Source organism: Mesorhizobium sp. M8A.F.Ca.ET.161.01.1.1, from assembly GCF_004792105.1.
Taxonomy (GTDB): Bacteria; Pseudomonadota; Alphaproteobacteria; order Rhizobiales; family Rhizobiaceae; genus Mesorhizobium.
In genome coordinates, this window is record NZ_SRTD01000003.1 from 92,923 (window position 1) to 111,529 (window position 18,607).

Genomic DNA, 18,607 nt, shown 5'->3' on the forward strand with positions numbered 1-18,607 from the left:
ACACGGACCGCGATGCACATCCTCACCACGACCTCCGCTTCGCTTGACGACCTCGCCGAGCCTGTCGATCTCAGGCAGACGCCGGCGGATATCGTGGCCTTGTCCTTCACCGACAGCGATCTCGCCGGACTGGCGGCGGCGTGGAAGGCGGACGCCGACCGCCTGCCCTCCATGCGGCTTGCGGCACTGCGCGACCTGCGCCATCCCATGTCCGTCGACCTCTGGATCGACAGCGTCGCCCGCCATGCCAAGGTCATCCTGGTGCGCATCCTCGGCGGCAACGACTGGTGGCGCTATGGCTGCGACCAGCTGGCGGTGATTGCCCGTGAGCGCGGCATCAAACTGGCGCTGCTTCCGGGTGAAAGCCATGACGAGGATCTCAGGCTGATCGAAGCCTCGACGCTGCCACGCGCCGAACTCGACGGCCTGCTTGGCTATTTCCGAGAGGGCGGCCCGGCCAATATGAGCGCGCTGGTTCGGAGGCTGGCAGGCCTGGCTGGACAGGATACGTCCGTCGCCAGTCCGGTCAGCGTGCCGAAGGCCGGTTACTATCAGTCTGGATTGGGGGTCGCGGAGGAGCCGGACCTTTCAGATGTCGGCGCTCCCATCGTCCCTATCCTCTTCTACCGCTCGATGCTGCTCGCGGCCGACGTTGCCCCGATCGATGCGCTGGCCGAGGCCTTGCGCTCCCAGGGACTGGCAGCGGTCCCGATCTTCGTTTCCAGCCTTAAGGATCCTGTGTCCCTGGCGTTCGTCGAAAATGCCATCGCATCGCTGAAACCTGCCGCCATCATCACCGCGACCGCCTTCGCTTCGGGCGCCGAACCCGGCGTCGAAACCCTGTTCGACCGCGCCGGCGTACCCGTCTTCCAGGTCATCGTCGCCACCACGCGCCGCGATGTCTGGGAAAACAACCAGCGCGGCCTGGCGCCGGCCGACCTTGCCATGCATGTCGTGCTGCCCGAACTCGACGGCCGCATCCTTGCAGGCGCCATTTCCTTCAAGGGCGAGAGCGATGTCGATCCGGCGCTTGGCCACCGTGCGCTGGCCAACCGGCCGGAACCGGATCGTGTGACGCAGGTGGCTAAGCGCGTTGCGGCCTTCATCCGCCTGCGGGAGACATCGCGCGCAGAGCGCAAACTGGCGATCCTGATTCCCGATTATCCCAGCGCTCCTGGCCGCACCGGATATGCGGTCGGGCTGGATGTGCCGTCCAGTGTGCTGGCGATGCTGCACGACTTGAGCGAACAGGGCTATGCCGTTGAGGGGATTCCGCAAACACCGCGCGCGTTGCTGGATCTGCTGGAGCACGGCAATGATCGATTGGGGCTCGACGACTATGGTGCCTTTTCTATTGAGCTTCCGACATCGGCAATTGCCGCGGTAGACGCCGCGTGGGGCAGAGCAGATCAGGAGACAGGTTTGCGCGAGGCGCCCCCCTCTGTCCTGCCGGACATCTCCCCCACACGGGGGGAGATTGTGCCCGCATCTCCGCTTTCGCCAATCTCGAAGGTTAAAGAACGGGCGCCGAAGTTGCCAATCTCCCCCCTCGTGGGGGAGATGTCCGGCAGGACAGAGGGGGGCGCTCAAGCGCCAGCCTCAGCAAACTTCCCCTTCCGTGCCGCAACCTTCGGCAACATCACCGTGGCACTCGCCCCTGATCGCGGCCGTTCCGCCGATCGCCGCGCCGATTACCACGACCCGACACTGCCTCCGCGCCACGCCTTGATCGCCTTCGGCCTCTGGCTGCGCAAATCGCTCGGCGTCCATGCCTTGATCCACGTCGGCGCCCACGGCACGCTGGAATGGCTGCCCGGCAAGACCGTCGCGCTTTCGCAAAACTGCTTCCCCGAGATCGTGACCGGGTCCCTGCCCGTCATCTATCCCTTCATCGTCTCCAATCCAGGCGAGGCGGCGCAGGCCAAACGGCGCATCGCCGCCGTCACCCTTGGCCATCTGCCGCCGCCGCTCGCCGGTGCAGGTCTCGACGAGCACCAGCACAAGCTCGAACGCCTGGTCGATGAATACGCCCAGGCCGATGGCCTTGACCGCCGCCGCCGCGACCGTCTCGCCAGGCTGATTGTCGAAACCGCGCAAAAGACCGGCCTTGCCTCCGAAGCCGGCGTCGCCAAAACCGATGCGCCCGACGAAGCGCTGCGCCGCATCGACGCCTGGCTCTGCGATCTCAAGGATTTCGCTATCAAGGACGGGCTGCATATCTACGGCCGCGCGCCCGAGGGCGAGCCGGATGCCATGCGCCGCCAAAGCGCGGCAGCCGAGAAGTCGGCGCTGTTCGCCGCGCTCGATGGCTGTCACGTCAAGGCCGGCCCGGCTGGCGCGCCCGCACGGGGCCGCTCCGACGTGCTGCCCACTGGCCGCAACCTGTTCACCTCGGACCCGCGCACTATGCCGACGCCGACCGCCTACGACCTGGGCAAGGCGGCGGCGGTAGAAGTGGTACGCGGCTACCTGCAGTCGCATGGCGACTGGCCTCGTTCCCTGGTCATCGACCTCTGGGGCTCGGCCTCGCTGCGCACCGGCGGCGAGGAGATCGCGCAGGGCCTGGCGCTGATGGGCTGCCGGCCGCAATGGGACACTGCCACCGGCCGCATCACCGGCATCGAGGTGCTGCCGCCGGCTATACTCGGCCGTCCGCGCGTCGACGTCACCTGGCGCATATCAGGCCTGTTCCGCGACATGTTCCCGACCCAGATCGCGTTGATCGATGCCGCCGCCAACGCCGTTGCCGCCCGCGACGAGGACGATTCGGAAAACCCGCTCGCCGCCAAGACCCGCGCCGATGGCAAGATCAGCCCGCGCATCTTCGGCACATCGCCCGGCACTTACGGCGCCGGCGTCGAGGATCTGTTGTCGAGAGGCGACTGGAGCGCGCGCGATGAGATCGGCCGCGCCTATCTCGACGCCACCTCGCATGCCTATGGCGGCGCCGGCGGCGAAGGCGTCTCGGCGCCTGGCGCCTTCGAGGGACGCATCGCCGAAGCCGATCTTATGGTTCACACCGGCGACGATCCCGGCCGCGATATTCTTGAAGGCTCAGCCGACGTCGCCTTCATCGGCGGCTTTTCGGCCGCCCTGGCCACACTCGGCAGGAACGCCGACGTCATCGTGCTCGACACCACCGATCCGCAAAAACCGAAACCGCGATCGGTCGGCGAGGCCGTGTCGCGTGTGGTGCGTGCCCGCGCCGTCAACGCACGCTTCATCTCAGGCCAGATGCGGCACGGCCCGCGTGGCGCCTCCGAATTCGCCGAAACGGTCGATCGGCTGGTCGGCTTCGCCGAGACCACCCATGCCATTTCAGGCGCGCTGATCGAGGCCGTGCACGATGCCTATCTCGGCGATCCGGACGTTCGCGCCTTCATCCTGCGCGAAAATCCCGCCGCCGCCAAAGTCATCGCCGAGCGCTTCCTGTCGGCGCGCCGCCGCGGCCTCTGGCATCCTTTGCGCAATTCCATCGACGACGATCTCGCCGCGCTGATTGCGGAAGCCAACGCGCCCGGGGTCGCGGCATGAACGCCTTCTCGCGCCGTGGCGCCTGCCCCGCTCTGTCCGCGCCGATGCAGACAGGCGACGGCCTGCTGGTGCGCCTGAACCCGGTCGCCGGAGGTCCATCCTCCGGAGGGTTGTCGCCGAAGCTCTTGATCGGGATCGCCGAATCCGCCTTGCGGCACGGCAACGGCATCATGGAAGTCACCGCGCGCGGCAGCCTGCAGATACGCGGCCTCACGGCGGACAGCACTGCGTTGCTGGCGGCGGAGGTGGATGCATTGGGAATCGCGGTGCGCACCGGGGTGCCGGTCGAGACCGGCCCGCTGGCAGGCATTGACCCGCAGGAGATCGCCGATCCCCGGCCGATGGCGGAAGAGATTCGCGTGGCCGTCGAGGAAGCCGGGTTGACGCAGCGGCTGGGACCGAAGGTTTCGGTGATCGTTGACGGTGGCGGACAACTGACGCTGGATGCGGTAACGGCCGATGTGCGGCTGAGGGCGGTGCGAGCCGATACAGCCAGCCGTTGGCTTGTATCCGTCGCGGGTGACGGGCGGACCGCCAAGCGGCTCACCGTGGCGGATGAGGATGCGGCACGCGACATTGCTGTCGCGGCGCTGCGGATGGTTGCCGAGAAAGGCCGGGACGCACACACGCGGGATTTGTCGGGGCGGCAATTGGAGTCTCTCGCAAGCTGGCACTCTACGGCGCCCCCCTCTGTCCTGCCGGACATCTCCCCCACAAGGGGGGAGATCAACGGCTTCGACGCTGGCTTTTCAACAACACCGGAGATTGGCGAAACCATCGGTGACAGCGCAATCTCCCCCCTTGAGGGGGAGATGTCCGGCAGGACAGAGGGGGGCGCCTCGCGCAAACCTATCGGGCTTTTCCCCTTGGCCGGTGGAACTTTCGCCCTCGGCATCGGCCTGCCCTATGGCAGCATCCCAGCGGACAAAATCATCGCCCTCGCAAAAAGCGCCCTCGCCCTCGGCACCACCGAAATCCGCCTCGCCCCAGGCCGCGCCTTGCTTTTCCTCGGCCAGCCGGCGACCGCCAACCAGCCCCTGCAAGACACAGCCGCCACCCTCGGCTTCGTCACCTCCCCCGCCGACCCCCGCACCCGCATCGCCGCTTGCCCCGGTACGCCGGCCTGCGCGTCCGGCCGCATCGCCACCCGCGACATCGCCGAGACGATCGCCACCGAAAACGCCGACATCCTCGATCCCTCCCTCATCCTGCACATTTCCGGCTGCGCCAAGGGCTGCGCGCATCCCGGCCCGGCGGCGCTGACTTTGGTCGGCGGCGAAAACGGAGCCGGACTTGTCGTGAACGCGACGGCAAAGGCTCTTCCTGCCGGCTACAGGCCGGGCTATGACGCCGCGCGCGGCATCGGCCGCGTCGCCGCGGTGATCCGCGGCGCTCGATATCAGGGCGAGACCGCCGCCGCTTGCCTGACAAGGCTGGGCGCGGCCGGCATCGCCGAAACTTACCAACGGGCCCAACCTTACCAACGGAAATGAGCATGGCCGCCTACGACTACATCCACGACGGCACGGCGATCTACGAGCGTTCCTTCGCCATCATCCGCGCCGAGGCCGATCTCTCGCGCTTCTCGGAGGCCGAGGCCGATGTCGCCATCCGCATGATCCATGCCTGCGGCCAGGTCGAAGCCGCCAGGAATTTTGTCTTCTCCCCCGATTTCGTCACCGCCGCCCGCAAAGCCCTGGCGGCGGGCGCGCCTATCTTCTGCGACGCGGAGATGGTCTCGCATGGCGTCACCCGCGCCCGGCTGCCGGCCGGCAATGAGGTGATCTGCACCTTGCGCGACCCGCGCACGCATGACATCGCGAGGGAGATCGGCAACACCCGCTCGGCCGCCGCGATCGACCTGTGGGGCGAGCGCATGGCCGGTTCGGTTGTCGCCATCGGCAATGCCCCGACCGCGCTCTTCTACCTCCTGGAGAAGCTGCGCGATGGCGCGCCGAAGCCAGCTGCCATCATCGGCATGCCAGTCGGCTTTGTCGGCGCCGCCGAATCCAAGGATGCGCTGGCCGAGAATTCCTATGGCGTGCCCTACGCCATCGTGCGCGGCAGGCTCGGCGGCAGCGCCATGACCGCCGCCGCGCTCAATTCGCTGGCGAGGCCTGGTCTGTGAACGCGATTTCCAAAGGCAGGCTTGTCGGTGTCGGCACGGGTCCCGGCGACCCCGAATTGTTGACGCTGAAGGCCGCGCGAGCCTTGGCCGAGGCCGATGTCGTGGCCTATTTCGCCAAGCGCGGCAACAACAGCAATGCGCGCGCCATCGTCGAAGCGCGCTTCCGGCCCGACATGCTGGAACTGCCGCTGCTCTATCCCGTGACCACCGAAATCGACAAGGATCACGACGACTACCGCTCGCAGATATCAGGTTTCTACGAGGAATCGGCCGACAAGGTCGCCGAGCACCTAGATGCTGGCCGGATGGTCGCCGTGCTGTCCGAAGGCGACCCGCTGTTCTACGGCTCTTATATGCACCTGCACGTCCGTCTCGCCAATCGTTTCCCGACCGAAGTCATTCCCGGCATCACCGCCATGTCCGGCTGCTGGTCGCAGACCGGTGTGCCGATCGTCCAGGGCGACGACGTGCTGACCGTGCTGCCCGGCACGATGAGCGAGTTCGAGCTGACACGCCGGCTCGCCGACACCGACGCCGCCGTCATCATGAAGGTCGGCCGCAACCTGCCCAAGATCCGGCGCGCACTGGAAGCGACCGGAAAGCTGACGCGCGCCGTCTATGTCGAGCGCGGCACCATGGCCGGCAGCGTCTCGATGCGGCTTGCCGACAAGCCGGACGACAAGGCGCCCTACTTCGCCATCGTGCTGGTCGCCGGCTGGTCCGGCCGCCCGACTGGAGCGCAGGCATGAGCGGCCGTCTCACCGTCATCGGCCTCGGCCCCGGCAATGCCGACCAGGTCACGCCGCAAGCCAGCCGCGCTGTCGCCGAGGCGAAATTCTTCTACGGCTACAAGCCTTATCTCGACCGGCTTGATCTGCGCCCCGACCAGACCCGCGTCGCTTCCGACAATCGCGAGGAACTCGCCCGTTCCAAGGACGCGCTGACCAAGGCCGCCGAAGGCCACGATGTCGCCGTGGTGTCCGGCGGCGATCCCGGCGTCTTCGCTATGGCCGCCGCTGTCTGCGAGGCGATCGAGGCCGGTCCGGCCGAATGGCGTGCGGTCGATGTCGCCGTGGTGCCTGGCGTCACCGCCATGCTGGCGGTCGCCGCCCGCATCGGCGCGCCGCTCGGCCACGACTTCTGCGCCATTTCGCTGTCCGACAATCTGAAGCCTTGGGATTTGATCGAACTGCGTCTTCTGGCGGCGGCTGGCGCCGGCTTCGTCATCGCGCTCTATAACCCGATCAGCAAGGCGCGTCCCTGGCAGCTTGGCCGCGCCTTCGAATGCCTGACCGCCATCCTGCCCGGCACGACGCCGGTGATCTTCGGCCGTGCCGCGGGCCGGCCAGACGAGCGCATCGAGGTCTATCTGCTGGCCGACGTCGACGCTGAAAAGGCCGACATGGCGACCTGCATCATCATCGGTTCGCCGGAGACCCGGATCATCAAGCGCGGCGACAAACCGGCGCTGGTCTACACGCCGCGCTCGGCGTCGGGTTCGACGAAATGATCGATCATGGCGGCCAGCGCTTCGACGGTTTCAGCCGAAGGCACCTCCGGCAAGGCCGGCCTGCGCACCATGACCACCTCGATGCCGAGCGTTCGCGCCGCGGCAATCTTCCCGTATGTCGCCGCGCCACCGCTGTTCTTCGACACCACGACACCTATGTGATGCTTTTCGAGCAAAGCGCGTTCTTCCCTCTCGTGAAACGGGCCCCGCGCCAGCAGATAGTCGGCGTCGGGCACAACCAGCTTCGGCTCGACCGGATCGACGCTGCGGATGAGATAGTGGTGCTGGGGTGCTGCCTCGAAGGCGGCGACCTCCTGCCGGCCAAGCGCCAGAAATACGCGGCGCGGCACATCGCCAAGCGCCCGCGCGGCGCCGGCAACGCTATCGATCTCAAGCCAGCGGTCGCCTTCTACGGCCTCCCACCCCGGGCGCCGCAAGGCAAGGATCGGCACGCCGGTCTTGCGCGCGGCCATTGCAGCATTGGCGGAGATCCGCGCCGCGTAGGGATGCGTGGCGTCGATCAGCAGACCAGTGCCGGTCTCCCTGAGATATGCGGCCAGTCCATCGGCGCCGCCGAATCCACCGCTTCGCACCGGCACGCCCTGCGCAACCGGGCTTTCCGTGCGGCCGGCCAGAGAAAGCGTGACGAGGAAATCCTCCACCAGTTTTCCGGCCAATTGGCGCGCTTCTGTTGTGCCGCCGAGGATCAGAATCTTCTTCATGGGCACCATGTCAAACATCGTCGGCGCTGCCCCTCACCCTTACCCTCTCCGCGTGAAGGACGGGGAGAGGGAGGCGTCGGCGCCGGAGCTTCTCCCTTCTCCCCGTCACTATACGGGGAGAAGGTGCCGGCAGGCGGATGAGGGGCGGCGCGACATGTCAAAAAATCAGCCAACGCCAAAATGGCTTACGGTAGTCGGCATCGGCGAGGACGGTTTAGCGGGTCTCGGCGACGAGGCCAAGCGTCGGATCGCCGAGGCGGAGTTCATCTTCGGTGGCAAGCGGCACCTGGCGCTAGTCGCTTCTTTCGCCAGGGGTAAGCCATGCCCCTGGCCGGTTCCTTTCGATGCCGGGATGGCCGATGTCCTGGCGCTCACCGGCAGGAATGTCTGTGTGCTCGCCTCCGGCGACCCGTTCTTTCACGGTGTCGGCGCCACCCTCGCCCGCAAGGTCCAGCCACAGGAGATGCATGTCATATCAGCTCCGTCGGCGATTTCGCTGGCCGCGGCGCGGCTCGGCTGGGCGCTGCAGGACATCGAGATCATCTCGTTGCACGGCCACCCGGTCGACCTGATCCGCCCGCTGCTGCAGCCCAACGCGCGCATCCTGGCGCTGACGTCGGATGGCGACGCGCCCGCTGCAATTGCCCGCCTGCTCACCGAGCTCGACTTCGGCGCTTCACGGTTGACGGTGCTGGAGGCGTTGGGCGGACCGAAGGAGACATTGCGCTCAGCGCGTGCCGATGCCTTCAATCTGGAAAACATCAATCCACTCAACGTGCTGGCGATCGAGATTGATTCGAATCCGCAAGGGCGCGTGCTGCCCCTCACATCGGGCCTTGCCGATCATATGTTCGAGCATGACGGCCAGATCACCAAACGCGAAATCCGCGCCATCACCCTGTCGGCGCTGGCGCCGAGACGCGGCGAAGTGCTGTGGGATATCGGCGCCGGCTCAGGCTCCATCGGCATCGAATGGATGCTCGCCCACCCTTCGCTGCGCGCCATCGCCATCGAGGCCGACCCGGCCCGCGCCGCCCGCATCGGCCACAATGCCGTTGCCTGTGGTGTTCCCGGCCTCGTCATTGTGGAAGGCAGCGCGCCCAAGGCACTGGCCAAACTAGCGACGCCCGATGCAATCTTCATCGGCGGCGGCGGCAGCGACACCGGTGTCTTGAACGCCGCCATCAAGGCGCTGCGCGCAGGCGGCCGTCTCGTCGCCAACGCGGTGACGCTGGAGATGGAAGCCCTGCTTCTCGCCCAGCACACTAGGCGCGGCGGCGATCTTGTCAGGTTAGGCATTTCCCGCGCTTCGCCTGTCGGCTCGATGCAGGCGTGGCGGCCGGCCATGCCTGTCACGCAATGGAGCTGGGTCAAGCCATGATGGTCGCGGGCATCGGCAGCCGAAAAGGCGTCACCGTCGAGGACGTGCTCGCGGCGATAGAAACCGCGCTCGAAGCGCATGGGCTGGCGATGTCGGCTCTTTCGGCCCTGGCCACCGCGGCGCTCAAGAAGGATGAAGACGCGATCGCTGCCGCCGGCCGCGCGCTGAACCTTCCGGTCATCATCGTCGATGACGCAGCTCTCCAGGCAGCCTCGCCACGGACGCTCAGCAGCTCCAGCCTCTCGCGGGACCTGGCCGGCACACCATCGGTTTCCGAAGCGTCGGCCCTTGCCGTCGCCGGCAAAGGCGCCAGCCTGCTTGGTCCGCGCACGGTGCTCGGCGCGGTCACCTGCGCCATCGCCATCAGCGGAGACGCCGAATGACCGTCCATTTCATCGGCGCCGGTCCCGGTGCCGCCGACCTCATCACGCTGCGTGGCGCAAGGCTCTTGGCGAGTTGCCCGGTCTGCCTCCATGCCGGCTCCATCGTCGCGCCGGAATTGCTGCAGCATTGCGCGCCGGGAACGAAGCTGATCGACACCGCGCCGATGTCGCTCGACGAGATCGAGGCTGAATATGTGGCGGCCCACAAGGCCGGCCATGACGTTGCCCGTCTGCACTCCGGCGACCTGTCGGTGTGGAGCGCGGTTGCCGAGCAGATCCGCCGGCTGGAAAAGCATGGCATCCCCTACACGCTGACGCCGGGCGTCCCTTCCTTCGCGGCGGCGGCCGCCGCACTTCGCCGCGAGCTGACCATTCCCGAAGTCGCGCAAAGCCTGGTGCTGACCCGCGTTTCCGGCCGCGCCTCTAAAATGCCGCCTGGCGAAACGCTGGCCGCTTTCGGCCGCACCGGCGCCACGCTGGCCATTCATCTTGCCATCCATGCCATCGACCGCGTCGTCGCCGAACTGACACCGCACTATGGCGGCGATTGCCCGGTCGCGATCGTCTTCCGCGCCTCCTGGCCGGACGAGCGCGTGCTGACCGGCACGTTGGAGACCATCGAGGCAAAGCTCGCCGCCGATCCGATGGAGCGTACGGCGCTTATCTTCGTCGGCCGCTCGCTGGCGGCGGAAGGCTTTGGCGAGAGTTCATTGTACGACGCCCATTATCAGCGGCGTTTTCGCGGACGGGACGGATTGTGAGCGGCAGCACCAAAAACAAAGGCGAAAACGCCACGCTCGAACAGGCGCTCGCGCGTCTGAACTTCAAGCCGCGTCGGCTCGAGCCCGGCCATGTCTGGCTGGCCGGCGCCGGCCCCGGCGACCCGGGTTGCTTGACGCTGGAAGTGCTGGCGGCACTGGCCGAAGCGGACGCACTGGTCTACGACGCGCTGGTTTCGCCTGACGTGGTCTCGGTTGCCGGAAACGCCGAGCTTTTCTTTGCGGGAAAACGCGGCGGCCAACCTTCGATGAAGCAGGATGACATCACCGCCCTGCTGGTGCGGCTGGCGCGTGAAGGCCGCCGCGTCGTCAGGCTGAAGGGCGGCGACCCTTATATTTTCGGCCGTGGCGGCGAGGAGGCGCTGGCACTGGCGCGCGAAAACATCCCATTCCGTGTGCTGCCGGGCCTGACATCGGGCCTCAGCGCATTGGCGGCCACCGGTATCCCGGCCACCATGCGCGGCATCAACAAGGCTGTCATTTTGGCGACCGGCCACGCCGCCGGCACCGATGACGACATCGACTGGGCGGCAATCGCCCGTACCGGCCAGCCGGTCGTCGTCTATATGGGCATGGCCAATCTGCCTGTCATAGCGGCAGCCCTGCTCGACGGCGGGCTTGCGCCATCGACGCCGGCGGCCGTGATCGTCGCCGCGACGACGCCGCAGGAGCGGACCGTCGTCGCCACGCTCGCCACCATTGCCGAGGCAGCGGCGGCGGCCGGGCTTGCCTCACCGGCATTGATCGTCGTCGGCGGCATCGTCGCCATGCGCGCGGCACTGGCAGGGCAAGCATGACCGCGCGCGCGATCATCATCGGCGCGCCACGCTCCGGTTCTGGCAAGACCAGCGTTACCATCGGCATCTTGCGCGCGCTGACCCGGCGCGGCCTGAAGGTGCGCGGCGCCAAATCCGGCCCTGACTATATCGATCCCGGCTTCCACACCGCCGCCACCGGCCTGTCCGGCGTCAATCTCGACAGCTGGGCGATGTCGCCGTCGCTGCTCAATGCGCTGGCCGCACAGGCGGCCGACGATGCCGATTTCGTCATCCTCGAAAGCGCCATGGGTCTGTTCGACGGCATCCCGGCCGCGCAGGGGCGCACCGGTTCGGCCGCCGATCTGGCGCGGCTTTACGGCCTGCCGGTGCTGCTGGTGCTCGACGTGTCGGGCCAGTCGACCACGGCGGCGGCCGTCGCCAAGGGCTTTGCCACCTACGATCCGGATGTGCACATGGCGGGCGTGGTGCTGAACCGGCTGGGTAGCGAGCGCCACCGTCGGCTCTCCGGCGACGCCATCGAGGCGATCGGACTGCCCGTCGTCGGCGCCATCCTGCGCGATCCCACGCTCAATTTGCCCGAACGCCATCTCGGCCTCGTCCAGGCCGGCGAATATGACGACCTGGTGGCGCATCTCGATCGGCTCGCCGACATGGCCGAGAAGTCGCTCGACCTCGATGCGATCATGGCGCTGGCAACACCCCTCGCCCCGGCAGTTGGCGACTTTGCCGACGCGCTGCGGCCGCCCGGCCAACGCATCGCGCTGGCAGAGGACGCCGCCTTCAGCTTCCTTTATCCGCATGTCGCCGCCTGTTGGCGCAAGGCCGGCGCGGAAATCGTTCCGTTCTCGCCGCTCGCCGACCAAGCGCCCGACGAGGATTGTGATGTCTGCTGGCTGCCCGGCGGCTACCCCGAGCTTCACGCCGGCACACTCGCAGCCGCAATGAATTTCCATGCGGGAATGGCGCGTTTCGCCGCGAAGAAGCCGGTCCATGGCGAGTGCGGTGGTTTCATGGTTCTTGGTGAAGCGCTGGAGGATGCTGGCGGCGAGACGCATCGCATGCTCGGCCTGCTCGGCCATTCCACCAGCTTCGCCAGGCGCAAGATGAATCTCGGCTACCGCGAGGCGCGGCTGCGCGCCGACTGTCCGCTGGGGCCGCAAGGTGCGCTGATCCGAGGTCACGAATTCCACTATGCGCAGATGACGGCCGCCGGCAATGACGAGCCGCTGGCCGACCTCGCCGACGGCCAGGGCAATCCGCTCGGCGCTTCCGGCTACCGGCGCGGCCATGTCAGCGGCACCTTCTTTCATGCGATTGCGAAGAGCTAGGCCATGAAGCTCCCAAGAATCACCCTGTCGCCTCGGCAAGTCCTCGATGACATCGCGCTCTGCCTGGTCTTCTTCACGCGCCTGCCGCTGCCCGTGCTCGATTTTCGTGGCCGCAGCCTCGCCGCCGCGATCTGGGCCGCTCCGATCGCCGGCCTTGCCGTCGGCTTGATCGGCGCGATCGTCTTTGCCACTGCGGAACGCTTTGGCCTTGCCATTGGGCCATCAGCCGCCCTGGCCCTTGTTGCAACCGTGCTCACCACCGGCTGCCTGCACGAGGATGGCCTCTCCGACGTCGCCGATGGCTTCGGTGGCGGCAAGTCGCGCGGACGCAAGCTCGAGATCATGCGCGACAGCCGCATCGGCGCCTATGGTGCGATGGCGCTGGCGCTGGCGCTGCTGACCCGCTGGAGCACGCTGTCGGAACTCCCCGATCCCACGCAAGCCCTCTTCGCTCTGGTGGCCGCGCATGCGGCCTCGCGTGGCGTGCTCGGCGCCTTCATGCACCTCTTGCCGCCGGCACGATCCGACGGCCTGTCGGCCGACGCCGGCACGGTATCGCTCGGCACCGCCATAGCCGGCGGCGTGCTCGGCGCGATCCCTTTGCTGTTGCTTGGCCCCGGCGGCGCCATCGCCGCGCTCGTCCTGCTTGGCCTGCTGTTTGCCGCTTTCCACGCTCTTTGCCTCAACCAGATCGATGGCCAGACCGGCGATACGATCGGCGCCTTGCAGCAGGTGAGCGAAATCGCGGTGCTTCTCGTCGCTTCCGTCGCCCTTTCCTGATCCCTTGACCTGATTCCCTTCTGGAGACCTTGCCCCCATGCCCTTCAAATCCCTCGATGAACTGCGCGCTGCCTGCCTTAATCTGCCCGCCGGCAGCGAGACGGCGGCCGATGCCGTTGCCCGCCGTCAGGACACGCTGACCAAGCCGCAAGGCAGCCTCGGCCGGCTGGAAACCATCGCCGCCTGGCTGGCGCGCTGGCAGGGCCGCGATATGCCCAAGCTCGACCGCGTGAAAGTCTTCGTCTTCGCCGGCAACCACGGCGTCACCGCGCAGGGCGTGTCGGCCTACCCTTCCGAAGTCACCGTTCAAATGGTGGCGAATTTCGCCGGCGGCGGTGCCGCCATCAACCAGTTGGCCCGCATCGCCGGCGCCGAACTCGACGTCATCCCGCTCGACCTCGACCAGCCCACTGGCGACTTCACGCAGACATCGGCGATGGATGAGAAAGCCTTTCTCGCCGCGGTTTCCGCCGGTTATGACGCGGTCACCAAGGACATCGATCTCGTCTGCTTTGGCGAAATGGGCATCGGCAACACCACGCCGGCCGCCGCCATCTCGGCTGCCCTGTTCGGCGGCGGCGCGGAAAAATGGACTGGACGCGGCACCGGCGTCGACGATGCCGGCCTGAAGCGCAAGGTGGTCGCCATCGAAGCCGGCCTGAAGCGCCACGCCGCCGCCCTTGCCGATCCGCTGGGGATCGCGGCCAGCCTTGGCGGACGCGAACTCGCCGCGATCTTTGGCGCGACGCTGGCCGCACGGCATCTGGGCATACCCGTACTGCTCGACGGCTTCGTCTGCACCGCTGCCGCGGCACCCCTGGCGAAGCTGCACCCGACCGGCCTCGCTCACACCATCGCCGCCCACGTCTCGGCCGAATCGGGCCATCGCGGCCTGCTCGAAGCGCTCGCCCTGCCGCCGCTGCTTGATCTCGGCATGCGGCTCGGCGAAGGCTCAGGCGCGTGCCTGGCCGTCAACATCGTGCGCTCGGCGCTGGAATGCCATGCGAGAATGGCGAGCTTTGCCGAGGCCGGCGTGTCGGAGAAGTAATGCGCGGATCGCCTTGAGGTACAAACCCTCATAAATTTTGGTAGTGGGTCAGTTTGAAATTGCGAGCATCATTCCTCGATCTCATAGGAACCTATAGGGCCCAGCATGGCAGCGACATGGGCGATCACATCGGATAGGATGTCGTGGCGCGCGTGATAATATGGATCAGCGACCTTCGCGAGGCGATCCTTGGGTATTTCCTGCGCATGGGCGTGAAAGAACGCTAGGTGTTTCGCGGTGTTCAAAATCTCCCGCCTGGTTCTGGACATTTGCTCGTCATTATCCCGAAACGGATGCTTCATGACGAAATGCATACGTTCAACGGCATCTGGGTATTTGGTCAGATGCAGATGCATAAACTCTTCGATTTGACTGTCGCTGAACGTTCGCTGTCTCAATTAAGTTTCTTTCGATAAGCCCCGCGAGCCATTGGCTTCTCGGCTTCTTTCGCTTCAATCAACGCGACAATATCACCGATCTCCCAAAGCTTGTCAGTCACGCCAGCGGCCATCGCCGGGGTGACGCGCAGCGTCTTATGGATGCGGACGAAATTGTAATACATGAAGTGCAGAGCGACCGCATTAGCGTGAGCTTCAACCTTTTTGGAAAAGCCATTGGTCAGGCGGGTGAAGCGGCGCATGTGCATCCGCATGGTGAGGTTCTGGCGCTCGGCAAATGACGTGCTGACGTGCTTAGGATCGGGATTGCCTTCGACCGTCTCTTTGCGTGCGCCAGGCGAGCGGCTTCTTATCTTCAGCCTCGCCGGTGGCGAGCGAGACAATCGACTTCGCCAACTGGTTAGGATCGCGCGGGCGCTTTGGGTGCTTCTCTGTCATGGCTTGAAGATGGCATGCGCTTCAGCCTATTTTCCAGACAGAGCGTAGGCGAAAGCGCCTATTGTGATCGGGGCGGAATTTCAAACTGACCCACTACCTAAATTTTCGAAGACCCCGAAACAGGGGGGCGCGATGTCCTTGCTCGAACCGACTGAAATTTCGACAGCAAGAGAAGGCACGGGCGCGCTCGGCCCTTCTGCAGGCTCCAAGGACGCATATTAGCAAGAAAGAATATATTAACGGCTGTGATGCAGCCTTCCATAAGGGGATGGGAAACGCCTCCTCATCGGACGTTCCAAACGCGCGCCCTCAAGCGCCGGGACGCTCGACCAATGCGGAGCAAACGCATGAGTGTCGGAGCAGCTCTCGAACTATTGCTACGGTTGATTCATAGCCGAGCCATGAAGTTGGCGGCGTTGCCGGAGGATGAAAGGGATGTACACTACGATCTCATCCGCCGCGCATGCTGCGAAGCAGCCGAGCACATCGGGCAAAACCCCGACAAGGCAGCCATCACGGCAAACGATATGGTTGAGTTTGTTCACGCGCTGGTGGGAATCATCGAAGTGGGCCGTGGACCAGATCAAGGGGCAAGCACCGACCGACCGCCAGCGCGACATTTTGGCAGCCGGGGGCATGGCATGACGCGCATCTAGAGCATGATGCCGAACAAGTGTGACGCGGTTTTCGGACGACATCATGCTCCATCTCTTTGATTTAGAGGCGGATGGGTTTCGCAAGCTTTGAATTTCCGGAGAGGCCGACGGGGGCTTTTTGGTCGGATTGAGCGGGAAAGAAACCAGGACGCAACTTCGATGCTGCCCAAAATATTCAGACATAGCGCGGATACCGACTTCCGCCTGCATCCGTCAGGGTCCCTCACCTCGTCCAACAAATTGATTTTGTTAGATTTTTGGTGGGTGCGCACAGGATTGAACTGTGGACCCGCTGATTAAGAGTCAGCTGCTCTACCAACTGAGCTACGCACCCACTCGGCCGGTAAAAACCGGCGTTGGCGGCCATATAGCCGCCGATACCGATCCTGTCCAGCCCTGCCGGAATCATTTCCCGACAAATCGACAAAGCCCGGAGGCGATCAGAGGAAAAGCTTGCCTTCCGCGACTTTGATCGCATTGCCGCCAATGCGCGCGGAGGCCAGTTTTCCGCCCTGCACGGTCAATTCGAGGCGGATGCGCGATGGCCGCCCCATCTCCAGTCCCTGTTCGATCCACAATTGCGAAACCCCGTCGGTCGGAGCGTCGAAATGCATGATGGCGCCGGCGAAGGCCGCCGCCGCCGAACCCGTCGCCGGGTCTTCATAGGACGGCGTGCCCGGCACGATCATGCGCACGTGGAAAGCGCTTTCGTGGTTTACCGTCTCGCGGCAATAGACATAGGGGCTGGCAAAGGCCCATTCGCTCTTGCGCGGCGCCAGTTCCGACCACGCCTGATTGTCCAGCCGGATCCGGCCCGCCGCCTCGATATTGGCGACCGGAATGGTCACGTAGGGCACGCCCGCCGACCAGAAGGCGACACGGTGATTCTCGAAGCCGATTTCATGCGGTGCCAGGCCAAGCGCCGCGCCGATCGCCACCGGATCGGCTTCGAGCTTCAGCGGCTCCGGCAGCTTGGCCAGGTCGAATTCGGCGAAGGTGGCGCCATCGTGCTGGCTCACGGCGCAACGCACCGGTCCGATATTTTCCTCCAGCACGAAGATGCCGGCACCGTCCTCACCGGCCAATTCCGCCAGCGCAATGGCCGAGCCCACCGTCGGGTGGCCCGCGAACGGCATTTCATAGTCGGGCGTGAAGATGCGGATGCGGTTTCGGTGCTTGGGATTGTCCGGCGGCAGCACGAAAACCGATTCGGACAGGTTGAACTCGCGCGCGATGGCTTGCATCGCGGCGGTGTCCAGACCTTTGCAATCCAACACCACCGCCAGCGGGTTGCCGGCCAGTCGCTCGGTCGTGAACACATCGTAAAGCAAGTAATTCCGGGTTTGCATTCCTGCCTCAATCCCAACATGGGCGAAATTTAATTTGATATTTGAACCGGTAAGCCTGATCTGTGCACAGATAGGGACATTGCGCATCATAGGGGTCCGAGGTGGACCAGATTGTCAATCTGCCAAAGACGGAATCGGATTCCGCCATCGAGAAGGCGCTGGGGCTCGACCACGCCGGCCGGCGCAGGACGCGCCGCCGCGGTTGGCTCTACGCGCTGCTGACCCTGATCGTCCTCGTCGCGGCTTTTGCCGGCTATCAATGGTATGCCGGCACGCCGACCAGGATCGACTATACGACAGTGCCGGCCGCCAAGGCCGACCTCACCGTCCAGGTGTCGGCGACGGGCACGCTGCAGCCGCTCACCCAAGTCGACATTTCCAGCGAATTGTCCGGCATCATCCGCTCGGTCTCCGCCGAGGAGAACCAGCAGGTCAAGAAGGGCGACGTGCTGGCGACGCTTGATACGGTGAAACTCGAGGTCCAGATCGAACGCGCTGAGGCATCCGCCAAGGGCGCCGCAGCCAATGTCGAAGACGCCACGGTGACGCTGGCCGAGAACGAAAGCGCGCTGGTACGCGCAGCGGCCTTGACAAAACGCGGCATGGCGACCGACCAGTCGCTCGAAGCGGCAACCGCGACCCGCGACCGCGCCAAGGCGGCGCTCGACAGTGCGCAAGCCAATCTCGCCATCGCCCAGGCCGACCTCAAGGCGCAGCAGACCGACCTTGCCAAGAGCACCATCTACGCGCCGATCGACGGCATCGTATTGACCCGTTCGGTCGACCCCGGCCAGACGGTCGCTTCCTCGCTGCAGGCGCCGGTGCTGTTCGTCATCGCCGCCGATCTCAGAAACATGGAGTTGGTGGCCGCGGTCGACGAAGCCGACATCGGCGCGGTCAAGTCGGGCCAGCATGCCCGCTTCACCGTCGACGCCTTCCCCGACCGGCCGTTCGATGCCGAAATTCGCGACATCTCCTATGCCTCGGTCACGACGGATGGCGTCGTCACCTACAATGCACGGCTCGAGGTCGACAACGGCGAACTTCTGTTGCGGCCCGGCATGACCGCCACCGTTGCGGTGGTCACGCGGCAGGCCAAGGACGTGCTCACCGTGCCTTCTTCCGCCTTCCGCTACCGCCCGGCGCAGCAAGCGGCACGCGGCTGGAGCTTGAGCGACCTATTCACCGGCCGCATGGGTCGCCCCGGCGGCAACCGCCAGCGCCAGGCCGCGAAGGCACCGACCGATGGTTCCCGCACGCTCTATGTGCTGGATAACGGGCGGCCGCATCCGGTCAACGTCAAGATCGGCTCCACCGACGGCGAGCTGACCGAGATCACCTCCGGCCTGGAGGAAGGCGCGCAGGTGATCACCGCCTCGCAGTCGCGGAGCTGA

The 18,607-nt window shown here is 65.7% G+C and carries 16 protein-coding genes, 1 tRNA gene and 2 pseudogenes; 14 read left to right on the forward strand and 5 right to left on the reverse strand.

Annotation, left to right across the window (positions count from 1 at the left end):
* The first annotated feature begins 12 nt into the window (after positions 1-12).
* The 5 genes and pseudogenes from EN804_RS09100 to EN804_RS09120 all read left to right on the forward strand — a co-directional run bounded on the left by EN804_RS09100 (position 13) and on the right by EN804_RS09120 (position 7,172).
* Entirely contained in the window at positions 13-3,534 is a 3,522-nt protein-coding gene (locus EN804_RS09100; protein ID WP_135919218.1) for a cobaltochelatase subunit CobN, read from the forward strand.
* Positions 3,531-5,024, forward strand: a pseudogene (gene cobG / locus EN804_RS09105) (precorrin-3B synthase); the annotation flags it as partial. The gene EN804_RS09100 and the pseudogene cobG, both read left to right, overlap by 4 nt.
* 5 nt (positions 5,025-5,029) lie before the next feature.
* Positions 5,030-5,662 (forward strand): precorrin-8X methylmutase, encoded by a 633-nt coding sequence (locus tag EN804_RS09110; protein ID WP_127871593.1) that lies wholly within the window; start codon positions 5,030-5,032, stop codon positions 5,660-5,662.
* Complete coding sequence (locus EN804_RS09115; protein ID WP_127280970.1) at positions 5,659-6,411, forward strand: precorrin-2 C(20)-methyltransferase; 753 nt, start codon at positions 5,659-5,661, stop codon at positions 6,409-6,411. The genes EN804_RS09110 and EN804_RS09115 overlap by 4 nt, the downstream gene beginning before the upstream one ends.
* Positions 6,408-7,172 (forward strand): precorrin-3B C(17)-methyltransferase, encoded by a 765-nt coding sequence (locus EN804_RS09120; RefSeq protein ID WP_127280969.1) that lies wholly within the window; start codon positions 6,408-6,410, stop codon positions 7,170-7,172. The genes EN804_RS09115 and EN804_RS09120 overlap by 4 nt, the downstream gene beginning before the upstream one ends.
* Here the strand turns inward: EN804_RS09120 and EN804_RS09125 are convergent.
* Positions 7,136-7,894: a cobalt-precorrin-6A reductase gene (locus EN804_RS09125; protein ID WP_135866560.1), complete on the reverse strand. Its 759-nt coding sequence runs from the start codon at positions 7,892-7,894 to the stop codon at positions 7,136-7,138. The two genes, EN804_RS09120 and EN804_RS09125, sit on opposite strands and share 37 nt — an antisense overlap.
* Positions 7,895-8,048: 154 nt before the next feature.
* On the opposite strand from EN804_RS09125, the gene cbiE reads away from it, so the two are divergent.
* From cbiE to cobT, 7 genes are read left to right on the forward strand one after another with little or no spacing between them, the layout of a single operon-like run.
* A complete protein-coding gene (gene cbiE / locus EN804_RS09130; protein ID WP_135919220.1) occupies positions 8,049-9,275 on the forward strand; it encodes a precorrin-6y C5,15-methyltransferase (decarboxylating) subunit CbiE in 1,227 nt (408 codons plus the stop codon).
* On the forward strand, positions 9,272-9,658 hold the full coding sequence (locus EN804_RS09135; protein ID WP_127280202.1) for a cobalamin biosynthesis protein: 387 nt from the start codon (positions 9,272-9,274) through the stop codon (positions 9,656-9,658). The genes cbiE and EN804_RS09135 overlap by 4 nt, the downstream gene beginning before the upstream one ends.
* Complete coding sequence (gene cobM / locus EN804_RS09140) at positions 9,655-10,419, forward strand: precorrin-4 C(11)-methyltransferase (protein ID WP_135919221.1); 765 nt, start codon at positions 9,655-9,657, stop codon at positions 10,417-10,419. The genes EN804_RS09135 and cobM overlap by 4 nt, the downstream gene beginning before the upstream one ends.
* Positions 10,416-11,234: a uroporphyrinogen-III C-methyltransferase gene (gene cobA / locus EN804_RS09145; protein ID WP_135919222.1), complete on the forward strand. Its 819-nt coding sequence runs from the start codon at positions 10,416-10,418 to the stop codon at positions 11,232-11,234. The genes cobM and cobA overlap by 4 nt, the downstream gene beginning before the upstream one ends.
* Positions 11,231-12,544: a cobyrinate a,c-diamide synthase gene (locus EN804_RS09150; RefSeq protein WP_127871599.1), complete on the forward strand. Its 1,314-nt coding sequence runs from the start codon at positions 11,231-11,233 to the stop codon at positions 12,542-12,544. The genes cobA and EN804_RS09150 overlap by 4 nt, the downstream gene beginning before the upstream one ends.
* 3 nt (positions 12,545-12,547) lie before the next feature.
* Positions 12,548-13,324: an adenosylcobinamide-GDP ribazoletransferase gene (gene cobS, locus EN804_RS09155; protein ID WP_135919223.1), complete on the forward strand. Its 777-nt coding sequence runs from the start codon at positions 12,548-12,550 to the stop codon at positions 13,322-13,324.
* Between the two features lie 37 nt (positions 13,325-13,361).
* A complete protein-coding gene (gene cobT / locus EN804_RS09160; protein WP_127279491.1) occupies positions 13,362-14,372 on the forward strand; it encodes a nicotinate-nucleotide--dimethylbenzimidazole phosphoribosyltransferase in 1,011 nt (336 codons plus the stop codon).
* Between the two features lie 68 nt (positions 14,373-14,440).
* Here cobT and EN804_RS09165 read toward each other — a convergent pair whose 3' ends face one another.
* Both EN804_RS09165 and EN804_RS09170 read right to left on the reverse strand, forming a co-directional pair.
* The gene (locus tag EN804_RS09165; protein ID WP_135919224.1) at positions 14,441-14,728 is read right to left on the reverse strand and encodes a hypothetical protein; all 288 of its coding nucleotides are present in this window, start codon (positions 14,726-14,728) and stop codon (positions 14,441-14,443) included.
* A 38-nt stretch (positions 14,729-14,766) separates the two neighbouring features.
* Positions 14,767-15,117: pseudogene (locus EN804_RS09170) on the reverse strand (IS1 family transposase); the annotation flags it as partial.
* Positions 15,118-15,555: 438 nt separating this feature from the next.
* On the opposite strand from EN804_RS09170, the gene EN804_RS09180 reads away from it, so the two are divergent.
* Entirely contained in the window at positions 15,556-15,864 is a 309-nt protein-coding gene (locus EN804_RS09180; protein WP_135919225.1) for a hypothetical protein, read from the forward strand.
* 258 nt (positions 15,865-16,122) lie between these two features.
* Here the strand turns inward: EN804_RS09180 and EN804_RS09185 are convergent.
* Positions 16,123-16,198: transfer RNA gene (locus tag EN804_RS09185), tRNA-Lys, on the reverse strand.
* A gap of 106 nt (positions 16,199-16,304) precedes the next feature.
* A complete protein-coding gene (locus EN804_RS09190; protein WP_135919226.1) occupies positions 16,305-17,213 on the reverse strand; it encodes a PhzF family phenazine biosynthesis protein in 909 nt (302 codons plus the stop codon).
* A gap of 101 nt (positions 17,214-17,314) precedes the next feature.
* On the opposite strand from EN804_RS09190, the gene EN804_RS09195 reads away from it, so the two are divergent.
* The gene (locus tag EN804_RS09195) at positions 17,315-18,607 is read left to right on the forward strand and encodes an efflux RND transporter periplasmic adaptor subunit (protein ID WP_135919227.1); all 1,293 of its coding nucleotides are present in this window, start codon (positions 17,315-17,317) and stop codon (positions 18,605-18,607) included.